21 protein-coding genes are annotated in these 22,019 nt (G+C 61.3%); 15 read left to right on the top strand and 6 right to left on the bottom strand.

Going from position 1 to position 22,019, the window contains the following annotated elements; all coding sequences use genetic code 11:
- Positions 1–9 precede the first annotated feature (9 nt).
- From CPA56_RS03895 to CPA56_RS03845, 11 genes are all read left to right on the top strand, one after another.
- Positions 10–798, top strand: a complete 789-nt coding sequence (locus CPA56_RS03895; RefSeq protein WP_326831292.1) for an N-formylglutamate amidohydrolase — start codon at positions 10–12, stop codon at positions 796–798.
- Between the two features lie 2 nt (positions 799–800).
- A complete protein-coding gene (locus CPA56_RS03890) occupies positions 801–1,643 on the top strand; it encodes a shikimate dehydrogenase (protein WP_182040738.1) in 843 nt (280 codons plus the stop codon).
- Between the two features lie 24 nt (positions 1,644–1,667).
- Positions 1,668–2,282, top strand: coding sequence for a dephospho-CoA kinase (gene coaE / locus CPA56_RS03885; protein ID WP_182040737.1), 615 nt, complete (start codon positions 1,668–1,670; stop codon positions 2,280–2,282).
- Position 2,283: 1 nt separating this feature from the next.
- Positions 2,284–2,979 carry a DNA polymerase III subunit epsilon gene (gene dnaQ / locus CPA56_RS03880; RefSeq protein WP_182040736.1) on the top strand — a complete coding sequence of 232 codons (696 nt, stop codon included), beginning with the start codon at positions 2,284–2,286 and terminating at the stop codon, positions 2,977–2,979.
- Complete coding sequence (locus tag CPA56_RS03875) at positions 2,976–3,881, top strand: glycosyltransferase family 9 protein (protein ID WP_326831291.1); 906 nt, start codon at positions 2,976–2,978, stop codon at positions 3,879–3,881. The genes dnaQ and CPA56_RS03875 overlap by 4 nt, the downstream gene beginning before the upstream one ends.
- Positions 3,882–3,932: 51 nt before the next feature.
- A complete protein-coding gene (locus CPA56_RS03870) occupies positions 3,933–5,255 on the top strand; it encodes a dihydroorotase (RefSeq protein WP_182040735.1) in 1,323 nt (440 codons plus the stop codon).
- A 116-nt stretch (positions 5,256–5,371) separates the two neighbouring features.
- Complete coding sequence (locus tag CPA56_RS03865) at positions 5,372–6,064, top strand: tetratricopeptide repeat protein (protein ID WP_182040734.1); 693 nt, start codon at positions 5,372–5,374, stop codon at positions 6,062–6,064.
- Positions 6,065–6,099: 35 nt separating this feature from the next.
- A complete protein-coding gene (locus CPA56_RS03860; protein WP_229707396.1) occupies positions 6,100–7,470 on the top strand; it encodes a PQQ-binding-like beta-propeller repeat protein in 1,371 nt (456 codons plus the stop codon).
- Positions 7,463–8,830, top strand: coding sequence for a ribosome biogenesis GTPase Der (gene der, locus CPA56_RS03855; RefSeq protein WP_182040732.1), 1,368 nt, complete (start codon positions 7,463–7,465; stop codon positions 8,828–8,830). The genes CPA56_RS03860 and der overlap by 8 nt, the downstream gene beginning before the upstream one ends.
- An 87-nt stretch (positions 8,831–8,917) precedes the next feature.
- Positions 8,918–10,351 carry a sugar porter family MFS transporter gene (locus CPA56_RS03850; RefSeq protein ID WP_182040731.1) on the top strand — a complete coding sequence of 478 codons (1,434 nt, stop codon included), beginning with the start codon at positions 8,918–8,920 and terminating at the stop codon, positions 10,349–10,351.
- Position 10,352: 1 nt separating this feature from the next.
- Positions 10,353–11,750 carry an MFS transporter gene (locus CPA56_RS03845; protein ID WP_229707394.1) on the top strand — a complete coding sequence of 466 codons (1,398 nt, stop codon included), beginning with the start codon at positions 10,353–10,355 and terminating at the stop codon, positions 11,748–11,750.
- A 70-nt stretch (positions 11,751–11,820) separates the two neighbouring features.
- On the opposite strand, the gene ubiA is transcribed toward CPA56_RS03845, so the two are convergent.
- Positions 11,821–12,738 (bottom strand): 4-hydroxybenzoate octaprenyltransferase, encoded by a 918-nt coding sequence (ubiA, locus tag CPA56_RS03840; protein WP_182040729.1) that lies wholly within the window; start codon positions 12,736–12,738, stop codon positions 11,821–11,823.
- 90 nt (positions 12,739–12,828) lie between these two features.
- Between ubiA and CPA56_RS03835 the strand changes: the two genes are divergently transcribed.
- The 3 genes from CPA56_RS03835 to CPA56_RS03825 all read left to right on the top strand — a co-directional run bounded on the left by CPA56_RS03835 (position 12,829) and on the right by CPA56_RS03825 (position 15,715).
- On the top strand, positions 12,829–13,545 hold the full coding sequence (locus tag CPA56_RS03835) for a 16S rRNA (uracil(1498)-N(3))-methyltransferase (RefSeq protein WP_229707392.1): 717 nt from the start codon (positions 12,829–12,831) through the stop codon (positions 13,543–13,545).
- A 141-nt stretch (positions 13,546–13,686) separates the two neighbouring features.
- On the top strand, positions 13,687–15,072 hold the full coding sequence (locus CPA56_RS03830; RefSeq protein ID WP_182040727.1) for a glutamate--cysteine ligase: 1,386 nt from the start codon (positions 13,687–13,689) through the stop codon (positions 15,070–15,072).
- 13 nt (positions 15,073–15,085) lie between these two features.
- Positions 15,086–15,715 carry a LolA family protein gene (locus tag CPA56_RS03825; protein WP_229707390.1) on the top strand — a complete coding sequence of 210 codons (630 nt, stop codon included), beginning with the start codon at positions 15,086–15,088 and terminating at the stop codon, positions 15,713–15,715.
- Here the strand turns inward: CPA56_RS03825 and rsmI are convergent.
- Positions 15,712–16,611, bottom strand: coding sequence for a 16S rRNA (cytidine(1402)-2'-O)-methyltransferase (gene rsmI / locus CPA56_RS03820; protein WP_229707389.1), 900 nt, complete (start codon positions 16,609–16,611; stop codon positions 15,712–15,714). The two genes, CPA56_RS03825 and rsmI, sit on opposite strands and share 4 nt — an antisense overlap.
- An 80-nt stretch (positions 16,612–16,691) precedes the next feature.
- Between rsmI and CPA56_RS03815 the strand changes: the two genes are divergently transcribed.
- Positions 16,692–18,122, top strand: a complete 1,431-nt coding sequence (locus tag CPA56_RS03815; protein ID WP_229707387.1) for a penicillin-binding protein activator — start codon at positions 16,692–16,694, stop codon at positions 18,120–18,122.
- Positions 18,123–18,208: 86 nt separating this feature from the next.
- Here the strand turns inward: CPA56_RS03815 and CPA56_RS03810 are convergent, their stop codons facing one another.
- From CPA56_RS03810 to CPA56_RS03795, 4 genes are all read right to left on the bottom strand, one after another.
- The gene (locus tag CPA56_RS03810) at positions 18,209–18,607 is read right to left on the bottom strand and encodes a hypothetical protein (RefSeq protein ID WP_182040726.1); all 399 of its coding nucleotides are present in this window, start codon (positions 18,605–18,607) and stop codon (positions 18,209–18,211) included.
- A gap of 169 nt (positions 18,608–18,776) precedes the next feature.
- Positions 18,777–19,682, bottom strand: coding sequence for a lysophospholipid acyltransferase family protein (locus CPA56_RS03805; RefSeq protein ID WP_229707385.1), 906 nt, complete (start codon positions 19,680–19,682; stop codon positions 18,777–18,779).
- Positions 19,679–20,659 carry a tetraacyldisaccharide 4'-kinase gene (lpxK, locus tag CPA56_RS03800; protein ID WP_182040724.1) on the bottom strand — a complete coding sequence of 327 codons (981 nt, stop codon included), beginning with the start codon at positions 20,657–20,659 and terminating at the stop codon, positions 19,679–19,681. The genes CPA56_RS03805 and lpxK overlap by 4 nt, the downstream gene beginning before the upstream one ends.
- Positions 20,656–21,936 (bottom strand): 3-deoxy-D-manno-octulosonic acid transferase, encoded by a 1,281-nt coding sequence (locus CPA56_RS03795; protein WP_182040723.1) that lies wholly within the window; start codon positions 21,934–21,936, stop codon positions 20,656–20,658. The genes lpxK and CPA56_RS03795 overlap by 4 nt, the downstream gene beginning before the upstream one ends.
- Between the last annotated feature and the right edge of the window lie 83 nt (positions 21,937–22,019).

Below are 22,019 nucleotides of genomic sequence, written 5' to 3'. Positions count from 1 at the left end.
TCGGGCGTGATGAACAGGCAGACTGAGGCCATGCCCCTTCTGGGGGAGGGTGAGGCCCGCCCTTATCATGTCCATGCAGCAGTGACGGACAGTCCTTTCGTCATGATCAGCGACCATGCGGGCCGTGCCGTGCCAGAAAGGCTGGGTGATCTGGGCCTGCCTGTGGATGAATGGGACCGGCACATCGCCTATGATATTGGCATCCGGGAAGTGGGGAGACACCTCCAGCAGGCTCTTGGTTGCTTGCTTGTGGAGCAGGTCTATTCCCGCCTCGTGATTGACTGCAACCGGGCCGCCGGGCATCCGACTTCCATTCCCCCCGTCAGTGACGGTGCGCCCGTGCCGGGGAATCAGGGCCTGTCAGCTGTGGAGAGAGGGCAGCGGGAAGAGGCCATTCTCCATGCCTATCACGATGAGATAGAACGCCATCTGGCCCGACGGAAGCCGGAAGCGACGCTGTTCGTATCCCTGCACAGTTTCACTCCTGCCATGCAGGATGGGCGGAGACGCCCGTGGGACATCGGGCTGCTGCACGATCATGACCCTCATTCAGCCCGCCTGATGCGGATATTGCTGGAGGAGGAAGGCGACCTCCATGTGGGGGACAACCAGCCTTATGTGCTGAACAGCCAGAATGAATACAGCGTGCCCTATCACGCCGGACGGCGGAATCTGCCAGCCCTTGAGATCGAGATAAGGCAGGACCTCATCAGTGATGAAGCGGGGCAGCGTCTCTGGGCGGAGCGTTTGGCCCGGCTGCTGCCTCTTTTTTGGGAAAAACGAAAGGACATGATGTGACAATGGATGGAAAAACCAGACTGGCCGGGATAATTGGCTGGCCAGTGGAACATTCCCGGTCTCCCATGCTGCATAACCACTGGTGCCGGGTGCATCAGATCAATGGGGCCTATGTTCCTTTGCCAGTCGAGCTAGGACAGCTGGAAACGGCCCTGAGAGGATTGGCCGCAGCGGGCTTCCGTGGGGTGAATGTCACGATTCCGCACAAGGAGGAAGCCTTTCGTCTTTGTGATGAACTGACAGAAACGGCTCGCCGGGCTGGGGCGGCTAATATACTGCGCTTTGCAGAGGGGCGGATCATGGGGGACTGCACAGATGGGACTGGCTTCTGCGACAATCTTCTGGCGCATGGCGTGGCGTTGGAAGGGCGTGTCCTGATTCTGGGTGCCGGTGGAGCTGCCCGGGCTGTGGCTGCTGCCTTGCAGGATCGGGGCTGTGAGGTCTTCATCTCCAACCGTACGGCAGCTCGGGCCGAGGCTCTTGTACAGGCTCTGGGAGCCGGAACGGTTCTGGGCTGGGCAGAATGGCCTGACCGACTGGGAGAGATGAGTCTTCTCGTTAATGCGACATCGCTCGGTATGGGCGGCCGTGAGGATATGGCATGGTCCAGCCTGCTGCAGAAAGGGCAGGAGGGGCTGAGCGTGGCGGACATCGTCTATACGCCTCGGCAGACACCTCTGCTGAAGGCAGCGCAGGAGCGTGGCTTCCGCACCGTGGACGGGCTGGGCATGCTGATCTGTCAGGCACGGGCCGGGTTTCAGGAATGGTTCGGTGTGCTGCCGGAAGCTGATGAAGCCAGTTTTGACCTTCTGGCGCAGGACCTCGCCCGGCATGGCCTTTCCTGACATGGTGATGGTCGGGGCCTGTTCGTGAAGGTTCTGGGGCTGACGGGTGGCATGGCCGCCGGGAAGAGCACGGTGGCATCCATGTTCCGCAGGGCTGGTGTGCCTGTCTTCGATGCGGATGCCTGCGTCCGTCAGCTTCAGGCCCCTCATGGGCGGGCGGTTCCTGCCCTACAGAAGGCGTTTCCCGGTGTCGTGTATGATGGCGTGCTGGACAGGGCGGCCCTGCGCCGTCTCATAGCGGCCGATCCAACTGTCCTGCCACGGCTGGAGGCCATCATCCATCCGATGGTCCGGCAGGAGAGACAGGCTTTTCTGAGGCGTTGCCGGTCCCGTCAGGTGCCGTTCTGTGTTCTGGACATTCCCCTTCTGTGGGAAACGGGGGCGGATCGGGACTGTACGCTCGTCATGGTGGTGTCGGCTCCGCTGTCTGTCCGTCTGTCCCGCATCCGGCAGCGTTACAGGAGGGGCGGGCAGATGAGCGAGGCGGATGCGAAAGCCCTGCTGGCCCGGCAGATGCCGGACAGGGAGCGGCGACGCCGGGCCGATATCGTGATAAGGACGGGCCTCTCCCGTGCCTGTGCGGCCCGTCAGGTCCGTGCCATTCTGGCCTCCCTGTGGCAGATGCGTGAAAGACGATGACATGACCCGTTCCATTCTTTTTGATACCGAGACGACAGGGCTGGACCCGGATACTGGGGACAGGGTGATCGAGATTGCCGCCCTGGAGCTGGTGAATGACCTGCGGACGGGGAATTGTTTCCATGTGCTGGTGAATCCCGAACGGGACATCCCCCCCGAGGCCACAAAGGTGCATGGTTTCACGCTGGCGGACCTGGAAGGGAAACCTCTTTTCGCTGACATTGCCGATGAGTTTCTGGAGTTCATCGGTGACGGGAAGATGATCGCCCATAATGCACCGTTCGATTTCAAGTTCATCAATGCAGAGCTGAAGCGGGCCGGACGTTCCGTTCTGGATTATGACAGTCGGGCCATCGATACCGTCATCATGGCCCGAAAGAAATTCCCCGGGATGCCTGCCAATCTGGACGCCCTCTGCCGACGTTTCGGGATCGACCTTTCCGAACGTGGCACCCACAATGCCCTGCTGGACTGCCGTCTGCTGGCCGACGTGTATGTGGAGCTGATCGGGGGGCGGCAGCGTGGCCTTGGTTTGGGCAGTGACCGGCAGCAGGCTGCCGGCCCGGGTGGGGCGGGGAAGCGCAGGGTCGTGACGGGTCGCAAGGCCCGCCCCATGCCACCACCGGATGAGGCCACCCAGGCCCGTCATGCCGAATTTCTCGCAACCCTGTCAGACCCGATCTGGTTGCAGGAGTGAATCGTATCCTCTTCATCACGGCGCATCGTCTTGGTGATGCCGTGATTGCCATGGGGGCGCTGGCCGGGATGATGGAGCGTCATCCTCAGGCCCGATTCACCATCGCCTGCGGTCCGGCCGTGCAGGACCTGTTCCGGTACATGCCCCGTTGCGAGCGGATCATCGTGGTGGAGAAGAAGCCTCATAACAGGCACTGGCTGGCCCTGTGGTGGCAGGTTGTGCGCCATCGCTGGGAAGTGGTGGTCGATCTTCGTTCATCGCCTCTGGCCTATGGAGTATGGAGCCGTTCCCGTCATGTCGTCAGGGGGGGCAGGCGGACAGGGCTGAAGCTGGAGCAGCAGGCCCGGTCACTGGGCTTCAGGCAGCCCTTTCGTCCGCATGTCTGGCTGGGACCGGAGGAGCAGGGCATGGCCGCCCGTCTCCTGCCCGCTGACGTCCGCTGGGTGGCTCTGGCTCCGACGGCGGGAACGGAGACGAAACTCTGGCCCGCTGCATCTTTTGCGGCTCTCGCAGACCGGCTGAGGGCAGAGGGGATGCGTCCTGCCCTGTTCTATGGGCCGGGAGAACGGGAGGAGAGGCTGGCCGCTCCGGCCCGGGCTGCCATGCCGGAGGCTCTGGACCTTGGCGGGAGGCATTCACTGGCGCAGGTCGCAGCCCTGCTGGCCCGCTGCTGCCTGTTTGTCGGGAGTGATTCAGGGCTGATGCACCTGTCAGCGGCTCTGGATGTGCCAACGCTGGGCCTGTTTGGCCCCAGCCGTGCCGCAGAATATGCGCCTTCTGGCCGCTGGACGGCCGTGCTTGAGGCTCCCGGCCCGCCGGGTACCGGAAACATGGAGGGTCTGAAGGCTGAAGATGTCTGTCAGGCCGCCCTCTCTCTTTATGAATGGTCCAGAGGGGGGTAAGAACCGGTCATCACTGTGATGAAACGATGACAGATTTTTCAGGGAGACATCATGCATTTTGATCTCATAATCCGTAATGGACGGTGCGTATTTCCATGGGGTGAGGCGCAGGCCGACATCGGCATCCGTGACCAGCGGATCGCTTCCCTGTCTGTTTCCGCCAGTGATGAGGCTGACCGTGTCATTGATGCCACGGGCCTACATGTCCTGCCCGGGCTGATCGACTCTCACGTGCATCTGCGTGATCCCGGCAAGCCGGAGGCTGAAACGCTGGAGACAGGTACCCGGGCGGCGGCTCTGGGTGGCATTACGGCCGTGTTTGACATGCCGAACACCAACCCGACCATCACGGACAGGAAGATGCTGGACTGGAAGCGTCAGCATATCGTGGAGACGGCTAATATTGACGTCGCCATGTATATTGGTGCGACCCGGGAGAACACCCCCCTTCTGGCCGAGTTCGAGCAGGAAGAGGGTGTCTGTGGCGTCAAGGTTTTTGCGGGGTCTTCGACCGGCGATCTCATGATCGAGGATGATGAGGGGATCGAGGCGGTCCTGCGCTCCGGCCATCGCCGTGTGTCCTTCCATTCGGAGGATGAATACCGCCTGCGGGAGCGGCGGAAGCTCTTCGAGCCGGGGCAGCCCTACCACTGTCATGCCGAGTGGCGGGATGCGGAATGCGCCATTCGGGGCACGCAGCGTATCTTGGCCCTGTCCCGCAGGACGGGGCGGCCCATCAACATCTTGCATGTCTCAACGGAAGAGGAGTTCATCCTTCTGGGTGAGAACCGCCGTCATGCCACGGTGGAGGTTCTGGTCAATCATCTGACCAATGAAGGACCGGAATGTTATGAGCGTCTGGGTGGCAAGGCCGTGATGAACCCTCCGCTGCGGAATGAGCGGCGTCATTTTGAGGCAGGCTGGGCCGCCCTGCGGGATGGACGGGTGGATGTGGTGTCTTCCGACCATGCGCCGCATCCCAGAGAAGCCAAGGAACTGCCGTGGCTGGAATGTCCGTCCGGCCTGACGGGTGTGCAGACGATCGTTCCGCTGATGCTGGGTCACGTCAATGCAGGGCGTCTGAGCCTGACCCGGCTCGTGGACGTGATGGCCGCCGGTCCGGCCCGGGTCTATGGGCTGCCGAACAAGGGGCGTCTGGCCGTCGGGTTTGATGGTGACATCACCCTTGTGGACATGAAGAAGCAGCGGACCATCACCAATGACTGGATCGCCTCTCCCGCAGGCTGGACACCTTATGACGGAAAGACCGTCACGGGCTGGCCCGTGGGAACCATCGTCCGGGGGCAGGTCGTGATGCAGGATGATGAGCTCGTCACCAGCAACGTGGGCCGTCCCATCAGCTTCCAGCCCTGAAGGGCCGAATGGAGACGGGCAGGGTGTGAATTTTTGTGAAGGAGGATGTTTGTTACTGGACCGTCATGCTATAGGGGGTCCAGAATTTTCATGACTGGTCCAGCTAAGGATATGGCGTGGCAGACGATTTGATCAGGGAAGTGGAAGAGGAGCAGCGTCTGCTGCGGCTCAGGTCCATGGCTCTTCGCGTGGGTGTTGTTCTTGCGGTTGTGCTGGTGGTGGCTGGCATTGCCGGGGGCGTGTGGGGCTGGCAGCAGCACCGGCTCCATGTGGCGCAGGCGGAGGCTTCGGACCGGTATTTTGAGGCCATGCATCTTCTGGTCGGGCCGGATGGCACGACCCCGGCCACGGCTGAGGACCGCCAGAAGGCGGAAGGTCTGTTTGCAGAACTCGCCCGGTCTGCACCGCAGGGCATCCGCAGTTATGCGGCCATGTATCTTGCCGAGCTGAAGGCGCAGGATCATGACGGTCAGGCTGCCCTGAAACTGTGGCAGCAGGTGGCTGAAGACGCTGCTTCTGACAGCTCGCTGCGGATGATGGCGCAGTATTGTCTCCTGAATGCCCGCATGGGAGCGGCTCCGAAGGACGAGCTGCGCCGTGGCTATCAGGCCCTTGTGCAGCAGGGTGGAAGCTGGACACCTCTGGCAAAGGAGGGGCTGGCCGTACTTGACCTGACTGCGGACTCGACGCAGGCGGACCATGTGGAGGCACGTCGTCTTCTGCTCGAGGTACAGGCTTCGCCCGACAGTACGGATGAGCTGCGGCAGCGGGCCGGAATGTTGTTACAGACTTTGGGAGAGGCCGGATGAACCATCGTTTTTCTTCAGTCGTGGAGGACAGATCCATGGGAGCATCCCGCCGTGCCCTGCTCAAGGGAGCCTGTTCCTTTGCTGCCCTGACCGGCCTTGCCGGCTGCGGGGCTTTTTCAGATGATCCGAAAAAGACGGTGCTGCCGGGGCGCAGGATTGACGTGCTGTCCACGGGGGCTGGCCTGACGGTGGACCCACGGGATACGGCTCCAGTCACCCTGCCTCCCGTTCAGCCCGTGACGGAATGGACCCAGGAAGGACGTCTGGCCTCCCATGAGGCTGTCAATGCGGCCTGGAGCGGGACCAGGGAACTCTGGAGTGAGTCTGTCGGGTCCGGCGTGAACCGTGTGGGCTGGCTGTCCTTCGTGGCATTCGTGCCCAACCGCAAGGGTGCCCTCCAGTCCACGCCAGTGATCGGCAATGGCCGCATGTTCACGGTGGATGCCGAAGGTGTCATCCGGGCCTGGAGCTGGCCACGACGTGAAAGGCTCTGGCGTCTCCAGCCTGCCCGCAAGACACGCTCCACCAATCTTGGAGGGGGCATCGCTCTGGTGGGTGATACCCTGTATGTCGTCGATGGGGTGGCACAGGCCCTTGCTCTGGATGCGGCCACGGGTCATCAGAAATGGGCAATTGACATCGGGACGCCAGGTCGCTCGGCCCCGACGGTCGTGGACGGGCTGATGGTGTTCACGACCATTGATGCCCGTCTTTATGCCGTGGATGCCGCCACGGGGCAGCAGCGTTGGACCTATCAGGCAACGGACGTCAATACGACCATGTTCGGGGCCGGTGCGCCAGCCATCGTCAATGGCATTGTGGTGGCCGGTTTTGGCAGTGGTGATCTTGTGGCCCTGCGTGCCGCTTCCGGTGAGGTCGTCTGGAGTGACAGCCTTGGCGGGGGCAACGGGCTGGGTGCCATGCTGGATTTTGCCTGCGTGCGTGGTGGTCCCGTGGTCGTGGGGGGAACGGCTTACGCCGTTTCCCTTTCTCGCGTGCTGGTGGCCATTGACATGCGGTCGGGCCGTCGCCTGTGGGAGCGTGAGGTCAGCGGTCAGTCACCGCTCTGTGTCTGCGGCGAATGGCTGTATCTCATCTCCCTGGACCAGCAGCTGGCCTGTCTTGACCGTGTGACGGGGCAGGTGCGCTGGGTCAGACAGCTGGCACGGTACAGGAAGCCAGAGCAGGAGAAGGGGCCGATCCAGTGGATGGGGCCGATCCTGCTGAACAACAGGCTTGTCTGCCTCTCCAGCATGGAGCGTGGCGGCATGGTGATCGTGAATGCCCAGACGGGGCAGGAAGAAGGGAAGATAGACACGCCGTCCTCCTGTCAGGTGCAGCCGATCGTCTGTGACGGGCAGCTGCTTGTCCTGAGTGAAGATGGTGTTCTCCGCGCTTATGGTTGATGATTCTGGGACAGGCAGGCTGCCTGTCGTCGTCATTGCGGGTCGTCCCAATGTAGGGAAGTCCACCATCTTCAACCGGCTGGTCGGGCGACGTCAGGCGATCGTCTCGGACGAGCCGGGAGTGACGAGAGACCGCAAGGACGGCGTGGCCATGCTGCGGGGCCGTCGTGTACGGCTGGTGGACACGGCCGGTCTTGAGGAGGCGGCCCCGGAAACGCTGTTCGGGCGGATGCGGGCCTCTTCCGAGCAGGGCATCGCCCAGGCCGATCTGGTCGTCTTCTGTGTTGATGCACGGTCTGGCATCACTCCTGCTGATGCGCATTTTGCCAACTGGCTGCGACGTCAGAACCGGCCTGTCCTGCTGGTGGCCAACAAGGCCGAGGGACGGGCAGGGGCTGAGGCGGCGATGGAAGCCTATTCCCTCGGTCTGGGGACACCGCTGGCCATGTCTGCCGAGCATGGTGAAGGGCTGGCCGATCTGATGGGCGAGATCGTCAGCCTGTTGCCGGATGAGGAGACACTGGCCGAGCAGGATGGTGAGAAACCGCTGCGTATCGCCATCATCGGCCGTCCGAATGCTGGAAAATCCACCCTCCTGAACAGTCTTCTGGGCGAAGAGCGGATGATTACCGGCCCGGAGGCCGGTCTGACCCGGGATGCCGTCAGTGTCATGCTGGAGGATGAGGCCGGGCCGATCGAGATTGTCGACACGGCCGGGATGAGAAAGCGTGCCCGTGTCCAGGAAGGGCTGGAACGTGTTTCCGTTTCTGCGTCCATCGAGGCTATGAAGATGGCCGAGGTGGTCGTGCTGGTTCTTGATGCGGACCGGGGCGTGGATGAACAGGACCTGCAGATCGCCCGTCTGATTGAGCGGGAAGGGCGAGCCTGTGTCCTGGCCCTCAACAAGTGGGATGCGGTGCGGGAGCGTCAGGCAACCCGCAAGGCCATTTCCGACAGGATTGAAATTTCCCTAGCCCAGATGCGCGGGATCGAGGTCGTGACGTTCTCGGCCCTGACCGGGGAAGGGTTGCACCGTCTTCTGCCTGCGGTCCGCAGGGCCAGCGAGGTCTGGAACGCCCGTGTGGGGACCAGTGACCTCAACCGCTGGTTCGAGGAAGCCGTGGAGCGTCACCAGCCACCACTGGTGGATGGGCGCAGGCTGAAACTGCGTTACATGACGCAGGCGAAGAGCCGTCCGCCAACCTTCGTTCTGTTCGGCACGAGAGCGGAGCAGCTGCCGGACAGTTACAAGCGTTATCTCATCAACGGGCTGCGGGAGACCTTCCATCTTCCCGGCACGCCGATCCGGCTGCTGCTGCGGGGGAGCCGTAATCCATTCGTGAAGCAGGATGAGCGATAATTTATTGAATTTGGAGCAATAACGTCCATAATCGCTGCACGCCCTGATGCCGGAGGGGCGTATGACCTTTATGAATGAGGAGTTATCATGGTAGGAGTAACGCCGGCAGCCAGGAGTGGGGGCGGTGCCTCTTCGTCTCAGAAGACGACAGGGCGTGCTACGTTTCTTGGCATTCTTGCGGCCCTTTCCGGGTTGATGTTTGGGTTGGATACAGGCGTTGTCGCCGGTGCTCTGCCGTTCATTGCGACTGATTTCCATGCTGGTGCCGCCATGCAGGGGTGGATCGTGTCGTCCATGATGGCTGGTGCTGCTGTTGGTGCTACATTTGCTGGTCGCATTTCCGTTTCTTTTGGTCGCCCGGGTGCCATGTTGGGTGCCGGGATCCTTTTTCTGGTTGGTACGCTTTTCTGTGCGTTTGCTCCCGGGGTGGCCCTGCTCATTACAGGGCGTGTCCTGTTGGGGCTGGCTGTTGGCGTGGCAGCATTTGCAGCTCCGCTCTACATTTCTGAGATCACGGTCGAATCGGCCCGTGGTGCCATGATTTCCTTCTACCAGCTGATGGTTACGCTCGGGATTTTTCTGGCATTCGTGTCCGATAGCATCCTGTCCGAGGGGGGGCACTGGCGTTGGATGCTCGGGATCATGGGAGTTCCGGCAGCCCTGTTCCTCGGTGTGGTGCTGATTCTGCCGCACAGCCCTCGCTGGCTGATGATGCGTGGTGATACGGAGCGTGCCCGCAAGGTGCTGCGTATGCTGCGTTCTGATGAGGAAGTGGCGGAAGCGGAGCTGGCCGATATCGACGACCGTCTCTCCAAGAGCAGTGATGCCGGATATGGGCTGTTTCGTAGCAACCCCAACTTCCGTCGTTCCGTGTTTCTGGGGATCACCCTCCAGATCATGCAGCAGCTGAGCGGGATCAACGCCCTGCTTTACTATGCGCCGCGCGTATTCGAAGCTGCCCATTTCGGGACCAATGCTGCCGTGTGGGCCACGACACTGGTCGGGCTGACCAACATGGTTTTCACGGGTGTGGCCATCCGGTACGCCGACAGGTGGGGCCGTCGTCCGCTGCTGTTGACGAGCTGTGTCATCGTTGGTGCTTCGCTGGTTGGTGTCGGTGCAGTGCTGGCTTTTGGTGGTGGCAGCCTGGCCGCTTCCATCCTGCTCTGCGCTCTGATCCTTGTCTTTGTGGCCGGTTTTGCCATTGGTGAGGGACCGCTTGTCTGGGCCCTGTGCTCCGAGGTTCAGCCGACACGTGGCCGTGACTTTGGTATCGGCTGTTCCACGGTGACAAACTGGGTGGCCAACTGGGTTGTTTCCAGCATTTTCCCGCTGATGATGCTGGCGATGGGTGCGTCTTGGACCTTCATCCTGTTTGCAGCGTTCAATGGCCTGTTCGTGCTGATTACTCTGGGTTTTGTCCCGGAGACGAAGGGTGCTTCGCTGGAGCGGATCGAAGCGAATCTTTTTGCAGGGGTGCCCCTGCGTAAATTGGGAGAACCAGAGGGTAATGGGCAGTAAGATGGCAGATCCTAGCCTTGAGGGAGAATACGACCCGGAGAGGCACGCAGGCCTTTACGGGATGCAACGCTTCAAGGCGATGTCATCTGTCATTCTGGCATTGATGCTTTCGATCCTGGATTATTCCGTTGCGAATGTGGCCCTGCCCACCATCGCAACGGATCTCCACTCTTCTGCTTCGCAGGCGATCTGGGTCATCAATGCCTACCAGCTGGCCAATCTGGCCTGTCTCCTGCCATTGGCCGCCATTGGGGCCAGGGTTGGTTTTGGGCGGATGAGCCAGCTGGGAATTGTCCTGTTTCTCATTGCGTCTGTGGCCTGTGCCATGTCGCAGAACATGCTGGAGCTGACGCTTGCCCGGGCTCTTCAGGGTGTTGGCAGCTCCTGCATCATGAGTGTGAATATTGCGCTTGTGCGCTTCATTTATCCGCACAAGCTCATAGGCAAGGGGATTGCGCTCAACGGTCTGTTCATCGGGCTGGGCGTGGCCCTGGGGCCGACCATCGGGTCGTTCATCCTGTCCATTTCCTCGTGGCCGTGGATTTTCTGGATCAACCTTCCACTGGGGGGCGTGGCCATCCTGCTGGCCAGCAAAGCCCTGCCTAAAACTCCCCGCAGTGAGGTGAAAACCGACATTCTTGGTTCCCTGCTGACGGTTGCCTCCTTTGCCCTGTTGGGGATAGGGCTGGACAGCCTCATGCACGGTGATCTGGGATGGGGGGCCGGTCTGACGGGCTGGAGCCTCGTGAGCTGGTGGCTGCTTCTGCGCTGGCAGAAAAAACGGCAGGAACCCATCGTCCCGCTGGACCTGCTGAAGCGGGTTCCGTTTCTCGTTGCCTGTCTGGTGAGCTTTTGCGGGTTCGTGGCTTCCAATCTGTATATCGTGGCCATGCCTTTCACGCTGGCCATTGCTTTCCATAAAAATCCGGCAACGGTTGGTCTGCTGATCGCCCCCTGGGCTGTGGGCGTGGCCGTGATGTCATTCATGGTTGGCAGGATTGCTGACCGTTTTCCGGCCTCCATGCTGTCCTCCATTGGTCTGCTGGTGACCTGCACAGGGTTCATACTGCTCTGCACATTGCCGCTGGATGCCAGCAACATGGCCATTGCCTGGCGGACGCTCGTGGCGGGCATGGGCTTCGGTTTCTTCCAGCCGCCGAACAACCGGGCCATCATGGTGACGGCCCCTCCCGGCAGGGAAGGTGGGGCAAGCGGAATGCTCTCCGTGGCCCGTCTTTCAGGTCAGACGACCGGTGCGCTGTTGGTGGCTGGGCTGTTCACGCTTTTTCCCCATCCAGCCTTCATCTGTCTTGGGGCGGCAGCGTTCGTGGCCTTCTGTGGAGCGGCCCTGAGTGCGGGACGGACCCTTCTGAAAAATCGGCCTGTCCAGCCAGTTTGAGTGGTTCCGGCTTTTCGGGCATGAAAGGAGCCTCCCGTGGGGAAGGCTCCTTTTTTGTGCGGACTGGGGGTCAGACAAGCCGCCCCAGAATGAAGGCGACGGCCAGGATCATGCCGACCAGCACGTTTTGCCGGAAGAAGTGAAGGCAGAGCGGTGCATCATGCGGAGCAAGGCGGACCGTCTGCCGGGCCAGGATGGCGCAGGCCAGCAGGAAGGGAGGCCAGAAGAGGGGATGAAGCCCGGCTGCCAGTGCTGATGCGGCGAACAGCCCGAGGGCCGTGGCATAGCAGAGGCCGACGAACAGGTGGGCGTGATCCAGCATCAGCCGGGAGGTGGATTTGACCCCTATGCGGGCGTCATCTTCCATGTCCTGAAAGCCGTAGATGGTGTCGAACCCGAGCTGCCAGATGATGACGCCTCCATAAAGCAGGAAGCCGGGTAGGTCGATGGTGAGCTGGCTGGCGGCATATCCCATCGGAGCACCAAAGCCGAAAGTGAACCCCATGACGAGCTGCGGCCACCATGTCAGCCTTTTGGCGGCCGGATAGAAGGCGACCAGAAGCATGGCCAGAGGAGCGAGTGCCCAGCAGAGCGGGGGAAGGGCCAGAAGGACGGCCAGCCCGCCCAGCAGGAGGATTCCGAGGAGGCCAAGCCCCTGTTTCAGGGTGAGGGCACCACTGGCCAGGGGTCTGCCTGCAGTGCGGGACACCTGGGCGTCGATTTTTCGATCCCACATGTCGTTGATCACGCATCCCGCCGAACGCATGAGCAGCGAACCGATGGCAAAGAGCACCGTATGGATGATGCGCTGTGTCAGGGAGGAAGGGTTCTCAGCCAGAAAGATGCCGAATATGCCGGGAAGCAGAAGCAGCCATGTGCCGACAGGCCGGTCCAGCCGTGCCAGCAGGGCGTAGGAATGCCAAGGCTCTTTCAGCCGGCCGATGAATCCGTTTCTGTGGATGTCTGTGTGGGGATGTATCAGGGACATGAGGACGAGTGATTGGACAGAAACGGGGGGAGGTCAATATTTTATCGTGGATGCTGGAAACTGGTCGGGGAAAACGGTATGCCCGAAATCATGAGCCGCACCGATCCCCGTCTTTTTGTTCCTGATGAATCGTCTCCCTGGAAAGAAGGAGGCGTGATTTCCCTGTCGGCTGGACAGGCCCATTATCTCGGCAAGGTCATGCGCCTTCAGCAGGGTGATGGTGTCGTCCTGTTCAATGGGCGGGATGGAGAGTGGCAGGCGACGCTTGATGAGATAGGGAAGAATCAGGCCGGAGTACGCCTTCTGTCCTGTCTGCGTCCCCAGCAGGAAACCGAAGGCGTGGAGCTGCTTTTCGCACCGCTCAAGCGGGATGCGACGGAACTGGTCATCCGCATGGGGACGGAAATGGGTGTTACGCGTTTCCGTCCGGTCCTGACAGCCCGGACCAACACGCACCGTCTGAATCTCGAACGCCTGGGCCTGATCGCTCAGGAAGCGGCGGAACAGTGCGAACGGCTGGATGTCCCCGCCATCATGCCGCTGGAGCCTCTGGCGACCGTCCTTGCCCGCTGGCCCGTGCGACGCAGACTGGCCGTTGCGCTGGAGCGGCGGGACGGGGGAGAGGCCCCTGGTCACTGTGATGCCCTGCTCATCGGCCCCGAAGGGGGGTTCTCCGAGGAAGAGGTGGTGCGTCTGTCCCGGCACGAGGCCGTGCAGTCCTTTTCTCTTGGGCCACGCATATTGCGGGCCGATACGGCCGCCTGTGCCGCTCTGGCCCGGATCGGAAGGACCGGTCAGGTGATGTGAAGAAGGCGGGGCACATGATGAATATGTGATGCTCCCTTGAATGGAGGCAAATGTGACCCCTACTATAGAACATCTGGCTTACGGACAGTCTGAGCGTCCTGCGGCATGTGGTGGTGGAATTTAGCCGGTAAGGTTTTGTGAATGTCCAATCCAGGTGAGAGCAACACGACACTGATCGAGAGCAGGGCGCAGCTTGTTGACGTGCTGGCCCGTGGCTGCAAGCCGCAGGAAGAGTGGCGTATCGGGACGGAGCATGAGAAGTTCGGTTTCCGGCTGCCTGAGCGTGCCAGAGGGGAGCTGAAACCGTTCGCTCCGCCTGCCTATGAGCCGGAGGGCATCGGTGCCCTGCTGGGTGCTCTGGAAGGGCCGGACTGGCAGGCCATCCGCGACAATGGCCATCTGATCGGCCTGAAAGGGGCGGGGCCGCACAAGGGCCGGTCCATTTCTCTGGAACCGGCAGGGCAGTTCGAGCTGTCTGGTGCTCCTGTCAGGATCCTTCAGGAAACCGAGCAGGAAATGATCGCTCATTTCCAGCAGATTGCGGAACCGGCCAGGAAACTGGGTCTGGGATTTGCGCCTCTTGGGTTCCAGCCCCTCTGGGAGCGTGACGCCATACCGTGGATGCCAAAGAGCCGTTACGCCATCATGCGCCGTTACATGCCCAAGGTTGGTCGGCGTGGGCTGGACATGATGACCCGGACCTGCACCGTGCAGGTCAATCTGGATTTTTCCAGCGAGGCGGACATGGCCCGCAAGATGCGGGTGTCTCTTGCCCTCCAGCCGCTCATCACGGCCCTGATGGCGAACTCGCCTTTTGCGGATGGCAGGCCGACGGGGCGTCTCTCCAACCGGGCTTACATCTGGCTGGATACGGACAACCAGCGCAGCGGCCAGCCGACCCTTTTCTTTGAAGAAGGGTTCGGGTTTGAGCAGTATGTGGACTGGGCACTGGATGTGCCGATGTACTTCGTGCATCGGGATGGCCGGAATATTGATGCTGCCGGCTGTTCTTTCCGCAAATGGCTGGATGGTGTGGAGCAGGAGCCTCTCATCGGCCTGCGACCGACCATAGGTGATTTTGAAGACCATCTGACGACCCTGTTCCCGGATGTCCGTCTCAAGCAGTTTCTGGAAATGCGGGGGGCTGATGCCGGGCGGCCCGACATGATGGTGGCCCAGTCTGCCTTCTGGGTCGGGCTGCTGTATGATCCTGACGTGCTGGCAGAAGTGGAGCGTGTGGTGAGGGAACAGCCCTGGCTGCGTTACCAGTCACTGGCGGAGCTGGTCGTGGAACAGGCCATGGATGCTCCGTTCCCCGGCGGTCTCCGTACGCTGGCGAAGCGTATTCTGGACCTCTCCGAGCAGGGACTTCAGAAGCGTGGTTTTGGAGAGGAATATTATCTTGCTCCGCTCTATGAGATTGCCGACGGCGCAAAAACGCAGGCGGAGCGGTGGCTGGAACGCTATCATGGTGTCTGGAAGGAAGATGTCCGGCATATTTTCCAGGAAGCGGATGTTGTCCTGTAAGGTGAGGAGCGGGATGATGATGTTGCGGCGTGCTGCTGTGGCCTGTGGGCTGGCCCTCGTGCTGGGTGGAACCGTCATGCCGGGAAGACAGGCGGAAGCGGCGGCGAGCCTGACACCGGCACAGCAGGGTTGGGTCGGTCGGATTGAAACCAGCCTTGCCGAGACGAAAAGTTTCCAGGCCCGGTTTGAACAGGTGACCGAGCAGGATGGCCGTTCGGTCGGCACCGTTCTGCTGGAGCGTCCGGGGCGGATGCGTTTCTCCTATGATCCACCAAGCCCTCTTCTGCTCGTGGCCAATGACGGGAAGGTCGTCTTTCAGGACCGCAGCATAGGGCAGATCACGACGATCCCGTTAGACCACACGCCGCTGGGTCTGCTGCTGCGGCCCAATCCCCGTTTTTCAGGGGACGTGTCCATTCTGGGGTATGAGCAGCATGGCAGTGAGATACAGCTGCGTGTGACAAGGACGGAGAATCCGGGTGAGGGGGAGATGACCCTGTTCTTCTCCACCCGCCCGCTCGGTCTGAAAGGATGGACGGTTCTTGATGCCCAGGGCCACAGGACGGTCGTGCATTTTTCTGAGGCCCGGACGGGAGTCAGCATTCCGGAGAGTAGTTTCGACCTGCCGAAGGATGAGGACTAGTCGTTCTTTTCTTCTCTGGCCAGCTCAAGAGCCCGGTTATAGACGGTGCGCTTGGGCAGGCTGACGATGCCCGCCACCAGAGTTGCGGCATCCTTGACGGAGTGGCTCTTCAGGGCCTCTTTCAGGACGGTGTCGAGTTCCTGTGCACTGGTATCGTCCCTGGCCGGTGGGCCAAGCAGCAGGGTGATTTCCCCCCGTGGAGCCGTTTCCTCAAAACGGGCGATCAGGTCGGCCACAGTGCCACGGACCATTTCTTCAAAATGTTTTGTCAGTTCCCGCCCGACGGCGGCAGGCCTGCCGGCCCCGAAAACTTGCTGTAGGGTTCTGAGCGTTTCCAGCAGGCGATGGGGGGACTCATACCAGATGAGCGTGGCGGCAAGCCCTGCCTGTTCGACAGCCCGCAGGGCTGCGAAATTCTGTCGACGTGCCTCTCCCCGTGGAGGAAAGCCGAGGAACATGAAAGGCAGGGGTGGCAGGCCGGACAGTGTCAGGGCCGTGACGGCGGCATTGGCTCCCGGAAGGGAGGTGACGGCGAGACCTTCTTCCTGCGCTGCCCGGACAAGCCGGTATCCGGGATCGGAGACGATGGGAGTGCCGGCGTCGGACACCAGGGCAAGACGCTGTCCCTGATGGAGACGGGTCAGGAGGCCGGGGGTTCTGTCCTGCTCATTATGGTCATGCAGAGGAATGAGCTGGTTGCTGATGCCATAATGCCGTAGAAGTTTTGTCGTAACGCGGGTGTCTTCGCAGAGGATGGCATCGGCCATCCGCAGGGTGTCCAAGGCTCGCTGGCTGATATCGGCAAGATTGCCGAGAGGCGTTGCCACCAGCATGAGCTGCCCGGTAGAAGAAGGAGACGTTCCGTGATCGGGGGGAGTATATGGTTTTTCAGACATCGCTATCCTCAATGAGCCGCTCCGGCCCTTATAGCCGTGACAGACAGGGGTACGGCAAGAGAGGAAAGAGCCAGACCGCATTGGCGGCGGGTATTTTCCTTCTTCTGGGGGCCTGTTCCGGGGGAGGCGGTCATGAAAACAGTGAGGCTCCCCGGGTGGTATCGCCCGTACCTGTGGAGAAACCGGCCCGTGTGGGGCTGATCGTGCCTCTCAGCGGGCCTCATGCGGCCATCGGGCAGCGGATGAGGGATGCGGCCCGTCTGGCCCTGCCGGACAACCAGCCGCCTTCGATGGACGTGTTTGACAGTGCTCAGCCAGCAGGACCGGCCCAGGCGGCCCGACAGGCTCTGGAGGCCGGTGACGGGATCGTGCTCGGCCCCCTGACGGCAGGTGACACGCAGGCCGTGGCGTCTGTCCTTCAGCCGGCGAACGTGCCGGAGCTTGCCTTCACCAGTGACGTGACACAGGCAAGGCCGGGTGTCTGGGTCATGGGGCTGACGCCGGAGCAGCAGGTCCGTCGTCTTGTTGATGCCGCCCGGCTGGATGGCAGGAAGCATTTTGCCGCTTTCCTGCCCGATACGGCCCTGGGCCATTCCATGGGTGAAGGGCTGACACTGGCCTGTCAGGAAGCCGGACTTGATGTGCCGCAGGTCATGTTTCATGGTGACAGCATTGATGACATCACGCAGAAAATGGCTCAGCTGAGCCGCAGACCTTCTGCGGCAGCCTCCGGGTCGGCGTCATCGTCTCAGGCCGGGGATGGCCCTTCTGCTGCCGATCCCATGAATGAGGATGGTGGTGCGGCGGTTTCTGCACCTTCAGGAGCGCAGGCCTCCGGCTCCGGCACGTCAGGCAGCACCGTGAATCCGCCGCCGTTTGATGCCCTGCTTCTTGGTGATACCGGGCTGGAGCTGGCGCGGGTGATCGTGGCCCTGAAAAATGATCAGCTGCTCGTGCCGCAGGTACGTATCCTCGGTCCCATGCTCTGGCGTTCTTTTGACGGCAAGCTGGGCGATCTCCGGGGGGCCTGGTACGTGGCCTTTGATGAGAGGCAGCGGAGAGGCTACGTGCAGAGCTACCAGAATGCCTATCATCAGAAGCCGTCGCCTGTGGCTGATTTTGCATATGATGCGGCCGCTCTTGCTGGAGCCCTGATCCGTCAGAACAAGCTGGATGTGGCGACGCTCACCCAGCCGAAGGGGTATATCGGCGTGAACGGCCTGTTCCATCTGCGTCTGGATGGCCGCATGACACGGGCTCTCGGTATCTATCAGATCGCACCCGGTGGCGGCAGTCAGCTGATTGTTCCTGCTTCCCGTGATCTGACGTCCTCGTCGTCCCTGTCCGCCTCTTCATCTGGAGCAGCTCCTGTGTCGTCAGCTGGTGTTGCCGATGTTCCTGTCTGGTCTCCTCGCAGGCAGGCACAGGGAACAGGCTCTTCTGATGTTGCCGTGTGGTCTCCGGCCCGGCAGGCTCGACCTGCTGCTGTGAGGGTGCAGCCTGTCCCCTGATGGGAGGCTGGAACGGTTTCTTCATGAAAAAGCCCGCCTGAAAAAACAGGCGGGCTTTTTCATGAGGGCATGATCTGGTGCTGCTGTCAGCAGGAAGCCACTCCGGTCTGATGCAGGGGAAGGACGGGACGGATGGTATGGAGAGCCTCGGGGAGGTCCCCGTAGCGTCCCAGTTCATTGTCCCTCAGGCAGTCCGTCAGGACCCATTGCGGGCCATGCAGGCTGATGACGTAAGCCGGATTGGCATTTTCTCGGACCCAGACAACCACAAGGTGGGAGTCGGCAGCTGATGGTTCTGGTGCATTCTCGATGGCGACATCAAGGATACCCATTCGTTCGCTGGCGGCGAACCACTGGGCGAGATAGCGATGATGGCGGGGGAGAAGTTTCTGGCGGAACGGGATGACGGTACCGGTCCTGTCATTCCGTGTGCTGGAGGAAGGGACCGTGGCGTGATCTGCCACGCGGAACGCTTTCTGAGCCATGTCAGTGTCTCCTTACATGGGAACAGGGAAGCCCTGTCACATCATCGTCCGAACAATTCCATGAGTACCGAAGCGCACTTTGTGAAAACTGGTCAGGAGGGCTTGGCAGTCAGAATATCGTTCGCATTTTGCAATCCTACCATGTTTCTGTTGCATGGCTAGGGAAAATTTACTTTTTCTTATTCTGGTAGAACGTTTTCTCCCACCGGCGATGCAGCCACAGCCAGTTTTCCGGGCGTTCGGTAATCCATCGTTCCAGTTCATCATTGAGTGTCTGGGTAAGCTGGTGGATCATTTCCTGACGGGGTGCAGGACTGACATCCTGCGGATCGAGACAGGAGGCCACATCCAGGACGAGACGGGCAGGGCCTTCCCGCCAGACATGTCCCGTGACGATCAGGGCTTTGAAGCGGAGAGCTAGGGCGGCGGCGGCTGGAGCCGTCATGGTGGGGTGTCCGAAGAGCGAGGCTTCGATACCGTCGTTCATCTTCTGGTCGCCCAAGACGCCAAGATGGCCTCCGTTGGACAGATGACGGACCGCATCCCGTGCACCCTGCCGACCTTTCGGGAAGAATGACGTGGGAACACCGGCAATCTTCTGGCGCATCTGGCGGAGAAGATGGTCCACATGCCTGTTGTTGGGAGCACGGTAGAAAGGCGAGAACCCCAGACCATAGCGGGCCACGATCAGGGGCATGAGTTCCCAGTTTCCCAGATGGCCCGAGAAGAAAATGACGGGCCTGCCGCTCCTGCGGGCCTGATGCAGGATATGATCGTTCAGGACACGCCAGCCCGGCCCGGTTGCCGGACTGGAGGGAAGGTCTGGCAGGTGGGGGAGTTCTGCCAGCGTACAGCCCAGGTTCTTCCAGCATCCCCGGATGATGTTCTGACGCTCCCATGCTCCAAGTTTGGGGAAGGCCCGTTGCAGGTTGAGGTCTGCAATACGGGATGAGGGAAGGAAAGGCCCGAGATGGCGGGCCAGTGCTCCTCCCAGGCGGGATGCTGAGGAGGCGGGCAGCATTCTGGAAAGCTGGAAAAGGCTTCTCAGGCCCCATGCCTCAAGATGATGTCTCATGCTGCCAGAAAACGGTCGAGCAGCTCGCTGGCCAGAGCCGGATTGTTCCATCTGGGTTCGATGTCCAGGCTGGTCACGAAATTCTGGAAGAGTGGCGGCAGCTTGACGTAATCTTTTTCGGTCGTGACCAGAACGGTGTCCGGGGCGTGAGCAAGCTGGGCCAGCTGTTTCAGCTCACGTCTGGAATAGATGTGATGGTCAGGAAAGGTCAGGGTGCGCAGCAGCGTGAGACCGGCATCCTGAAGCGTGGAAAAGAATTTCTGTGGGCGGCCGATGCCTGCAAAGGCGATGATCTGATGGCCCTGCAGTTTCCGGATGGCAGGACCGGCAGACAGCGTTCCTCTGAGCAGTGGCATGTCTGGAGGAATCTGGTTGATGATGTGGTGAGGATCCTTGCCAAAGAGGGTGACGGCATGCAGACGTGGCAGGGCGTCAGCCAGGGTTTCACGCAGGGGGCCGGCGGGCAGGAGACGCTGGTTGCCCAGCCCGGCCGGGCCGTCAATGACCAGAATGTTCATGTCCTTGTGCAGGGAGGGATCCTGAAGGCCGTCATCCAGAAGCAGGCAGTCTGCTCCAGCAGCGATGGCCTGCATGGCACTGGCCTGACGGTCCGGCCCTCTCCAGGTGGGGGCAATGCGGGCCAGAAGCATGGTTTCGTCGCCGACATCGATGGCTTTGTCCCGTTCCGGTCGTATCAGTCCGGTCCTGCGGGAGCGGCCACCATAACCACGGGTGATGGCATGGGGTGTGCGCCCCCTTTTGATCAGCTGCTGGAGCAGGTACAGGGCCAGCGGGGTCTTGCCGGCACCGCCAACGGTGATGTTGCCACAGCAGAGGACGGGTACGGGCAGTTTCAGGGAAGGCTGTTTCTGCCGCTGCCGGGCCATATGTCCCGTTATCCAGCTCACTGGAAGAAGAAGGTTGGATAATGTGGTTGGGGCAGGTTTCTGCCAGAAGGAAGGTGCAGTCAGTTTCATTTGTGGGCTTTATCGGGCTTAACTGTGTCTTTTATGTGACATGCGGCCTGTATGATGGCGTGGTTTCCGTGAAGTGGCCGGGGCCGGGGAAGAGAGGGGATTTTCAGCCATCGTGCGAGTGAGGCGGCATCCTCAACTGGATGCAGGGAAGCGGCGTGACGGGTACACAGATCATTCCAGTTCTGCATGTAGGGGCCAATGGCCGTTGGCCGCCGGAAACGGAGTGGCTCGAGAGGATTGTGGCCTCCGCCGGGCGCAAGGAGGGAATTGCCCACGAGAACACGCTCGGCAAGCTGAAGGAAGAGGCCAACCTCACCCAGCGTATCCGCAATCCATAGCGTATCATGGGGAGCAGGGCTCTGTCCTGTGGAACGTCGTGGTGCCTGAGTCTGGCCGGCCAGTTCGGCTCCCCGTTCTGGGTGACGGGGAATGATGATGGTCAGAAGGTCAGGTCTGGTCGCACGGGCCTCCCGGGCTGCGGCGAGGATGATTTCCTCTTCCCCGGGATGTGTGGAGGTCGCCACGAAAACGGGACGGAAGCCGAGTTTCTGGCGCAGGGTCATGGCCTCCTCCCTGTTGAAGGGAAGCGGGGGAGCATCCTCTTTCAGGTCGGCTGGAGGAAGCAGGCGATCTTTCAGTCCGAATCGGGAAAAGGCCCGGGCGTCTTCCGGGCTGCGGGGCATGACCCAGCGGATGGGGCGCAGGAGGTGATGAAGGAGGGGAGCAGCCAGCTGCCAGTATCGGGCGGAGCGGAAGGACAGGCGACCGTTGACCAGCATGACCGGCAGCTGTCTCTTCTGGCACAGGCAGAGGAGACCCGGCCAGAGTTCGCTCTCTGTCAGGACCAGTCCGATGGGCCGCCAGTATGAGAGAAAACGGTCGAGAAGACAGGGAACATCATAGGGAATGAGCTGATGTACCAGACGCCCGGTCTGGACTGCCGGATGCGACATGACGGTCTGTCCTCCCGTCAGGGTGGCCGTCGTCATGAGGATGGTCAGTTCCGGCCAGTCTGACAGGAGACGTTCGGCAACAGGGAGGATGCAGCGGCTTTCACCCACGCTCGCCGCATGAAGCCAGAGAAGTGGACCGGCGGCAGAGGGCTTTCGCAGCTCGGGATGACCGAAACGTTCCGGCAGGCGGGAGACGGTTTCTTTCCCCTGCCGGAGCCTCCTGTGGGCATGATGGTATAGCCACGGCATGGCGGCGTGGCCGATCAGGGACCAGAGCCACAGGACGGGATCGACCGGGAAGGAAGGCTGGGAAAAGCGGCTCATTGAACGTCCTGCCTGACACGGTGGTGCATTTTCGCATCATCTGCCGGGCACAACAGGGAGCGAAGCAGAAAAACTCTTTCTCG

The sequence above is a fragment of the Bombella mellum genome, from assembly GCF_014048465.1.
Taxonomy (GTDB): Bacteria; Pseudomonadota; Alphaproteobacteria; order Acetobacterales; family Acetobacteraceae; genus Bombella; species Bombella mellum.
The sequence above is the reverse complement of the archived record's forward strand: the minus strand, read 5'-3'. Positions and strand labels throughout refer to the sequence as shown.

What these genes read in the sequence shown, in the direction of transcription:
- CPA56_RS03895 (WP_326831292.1), top strand. Translation starts at nt 10, where the DNA reads ATGAACAGGCAGACTGAGGCCATGCCCCTTCTGGGGGAGGGTGAGGCC.
- CPA56_RS03890 (WP_182040738.1), top strand. Translation starts at nt 801, where the DNA reads ATGGATGGAAAAACCAGACTGGCCGGGATAATTGGCTGGCCAGTGGAA.
- dnaQ (WP_182040736.1), top strand. Translation starts at nt 2,284, where the DNA reads ATGACCCGTTCCATTCTTTTTGATACCGAGACGACAGGGCTGGACCCG.
- CPA56_RS03870 (WP_182040735.1), top strand. Translation starts at nt 3,933, where the DNA reads ATGCATTTTGATCTCATAATCCGTAATGGACGGTGCGTATTTCCATGG.
- CPA56_RS03860 (WP_229707396.1), top strand. Translation starts at nt 6,100, where the DNA reads ATGGGAGCATCCCGCCGTGCCCTGCTCAAGGGAGCCTGTTCCTTTGCT.
- der (WP_182040732.1), top strand. Translation starts at nt 7,463, where the DNA reads ATGGTTGATGATTCTGGGACAGGCAGGCTGCCTGTCGTCGTCATTGCG.
- CPA56_RS03850 (WP_182040731.1), top strand. Translation starts at nt 8,918, where the DNA reads ATGGTAGGAGTAACGCCGGCAGCCAGGAGTGGGGGCGGTGCCTCTTCG.
- CPA56_RS03845 (WP_229707394.1), top strand. Translation starts at nt 10,353, where the DNA reads ATGGCAGATCCTAGCCTTGAGGGAGAATACGACCCGGAGAGGCACGCA.
- ubiA (WP_182040729.1), bottom strand. Translation starts at nt 12,738, where the DNA reads ATGTCCCTGATACATCCCCACACAGACATCCACAGAAACGGATTCATC.
- CPA56_RS03835 (WP_229707392.1), top strand. Translation starts at nt 12,829, where the DNA reads ATGAGCCGCACCGATCCCCGTCTTTTTGTTCCTGATGAATCGTCTCCC.
- CPA56_RS03830 (WP_182040727.1), top strand. Translation starts at nt 13,687, where the DNA reads ATGTCCAATCCAGGTGAGAGCAACACGACACTGATCGAGAGCAGGGCG.
- CPA56_RS03825 (WP_229707390.1), top strand. Translation starts at nt 15,086, where the DNA reads ATGATGATGTTGCGGCGTGCTGCTGTGGCCTGTGGGCTGGCCCTCGTG.
- rsmI (WP_229707389.1), bottom strand. Translation starts at nt 16,611, where the DNA reads ATGTCTGAAAAACCATATACTCCCCCCGATCACGGAACGTCTCCTTCT.
- CPA56_RS03810 (WP_182040726.1), bottom strand. Translation starts at nt 18,607, where the DNA reads ATGGCTCAGAAAGCGTTCCGCGTGGCAGATCACGCCACGGTCCCTTCC.
- CPA56_RS03805 (WP_229707385.1), bottom strand. Translation starts at nt 19,682, where the DNA reads ATGAGACATCATCTTGAGGCATGGGGCCTGAGAAGCCTTTTCCAGCTT.
- lpxK (WP_182040724.1), bottom strand. Translation starts at nt 20,659, where the DNA reads ATGAAACTGACTGCACCTTCCTTCTGGCAGAAACCTGCCCCAACCACA.
- CPA56_RS03795 (WP_182040723.1), bottom strand. Translation starts at nt 21,936, where the DNA reads ATGAGCCGCTTTTCCCAGCCTTCCTTCCCGGTCGATCCCGTCCTGTGG.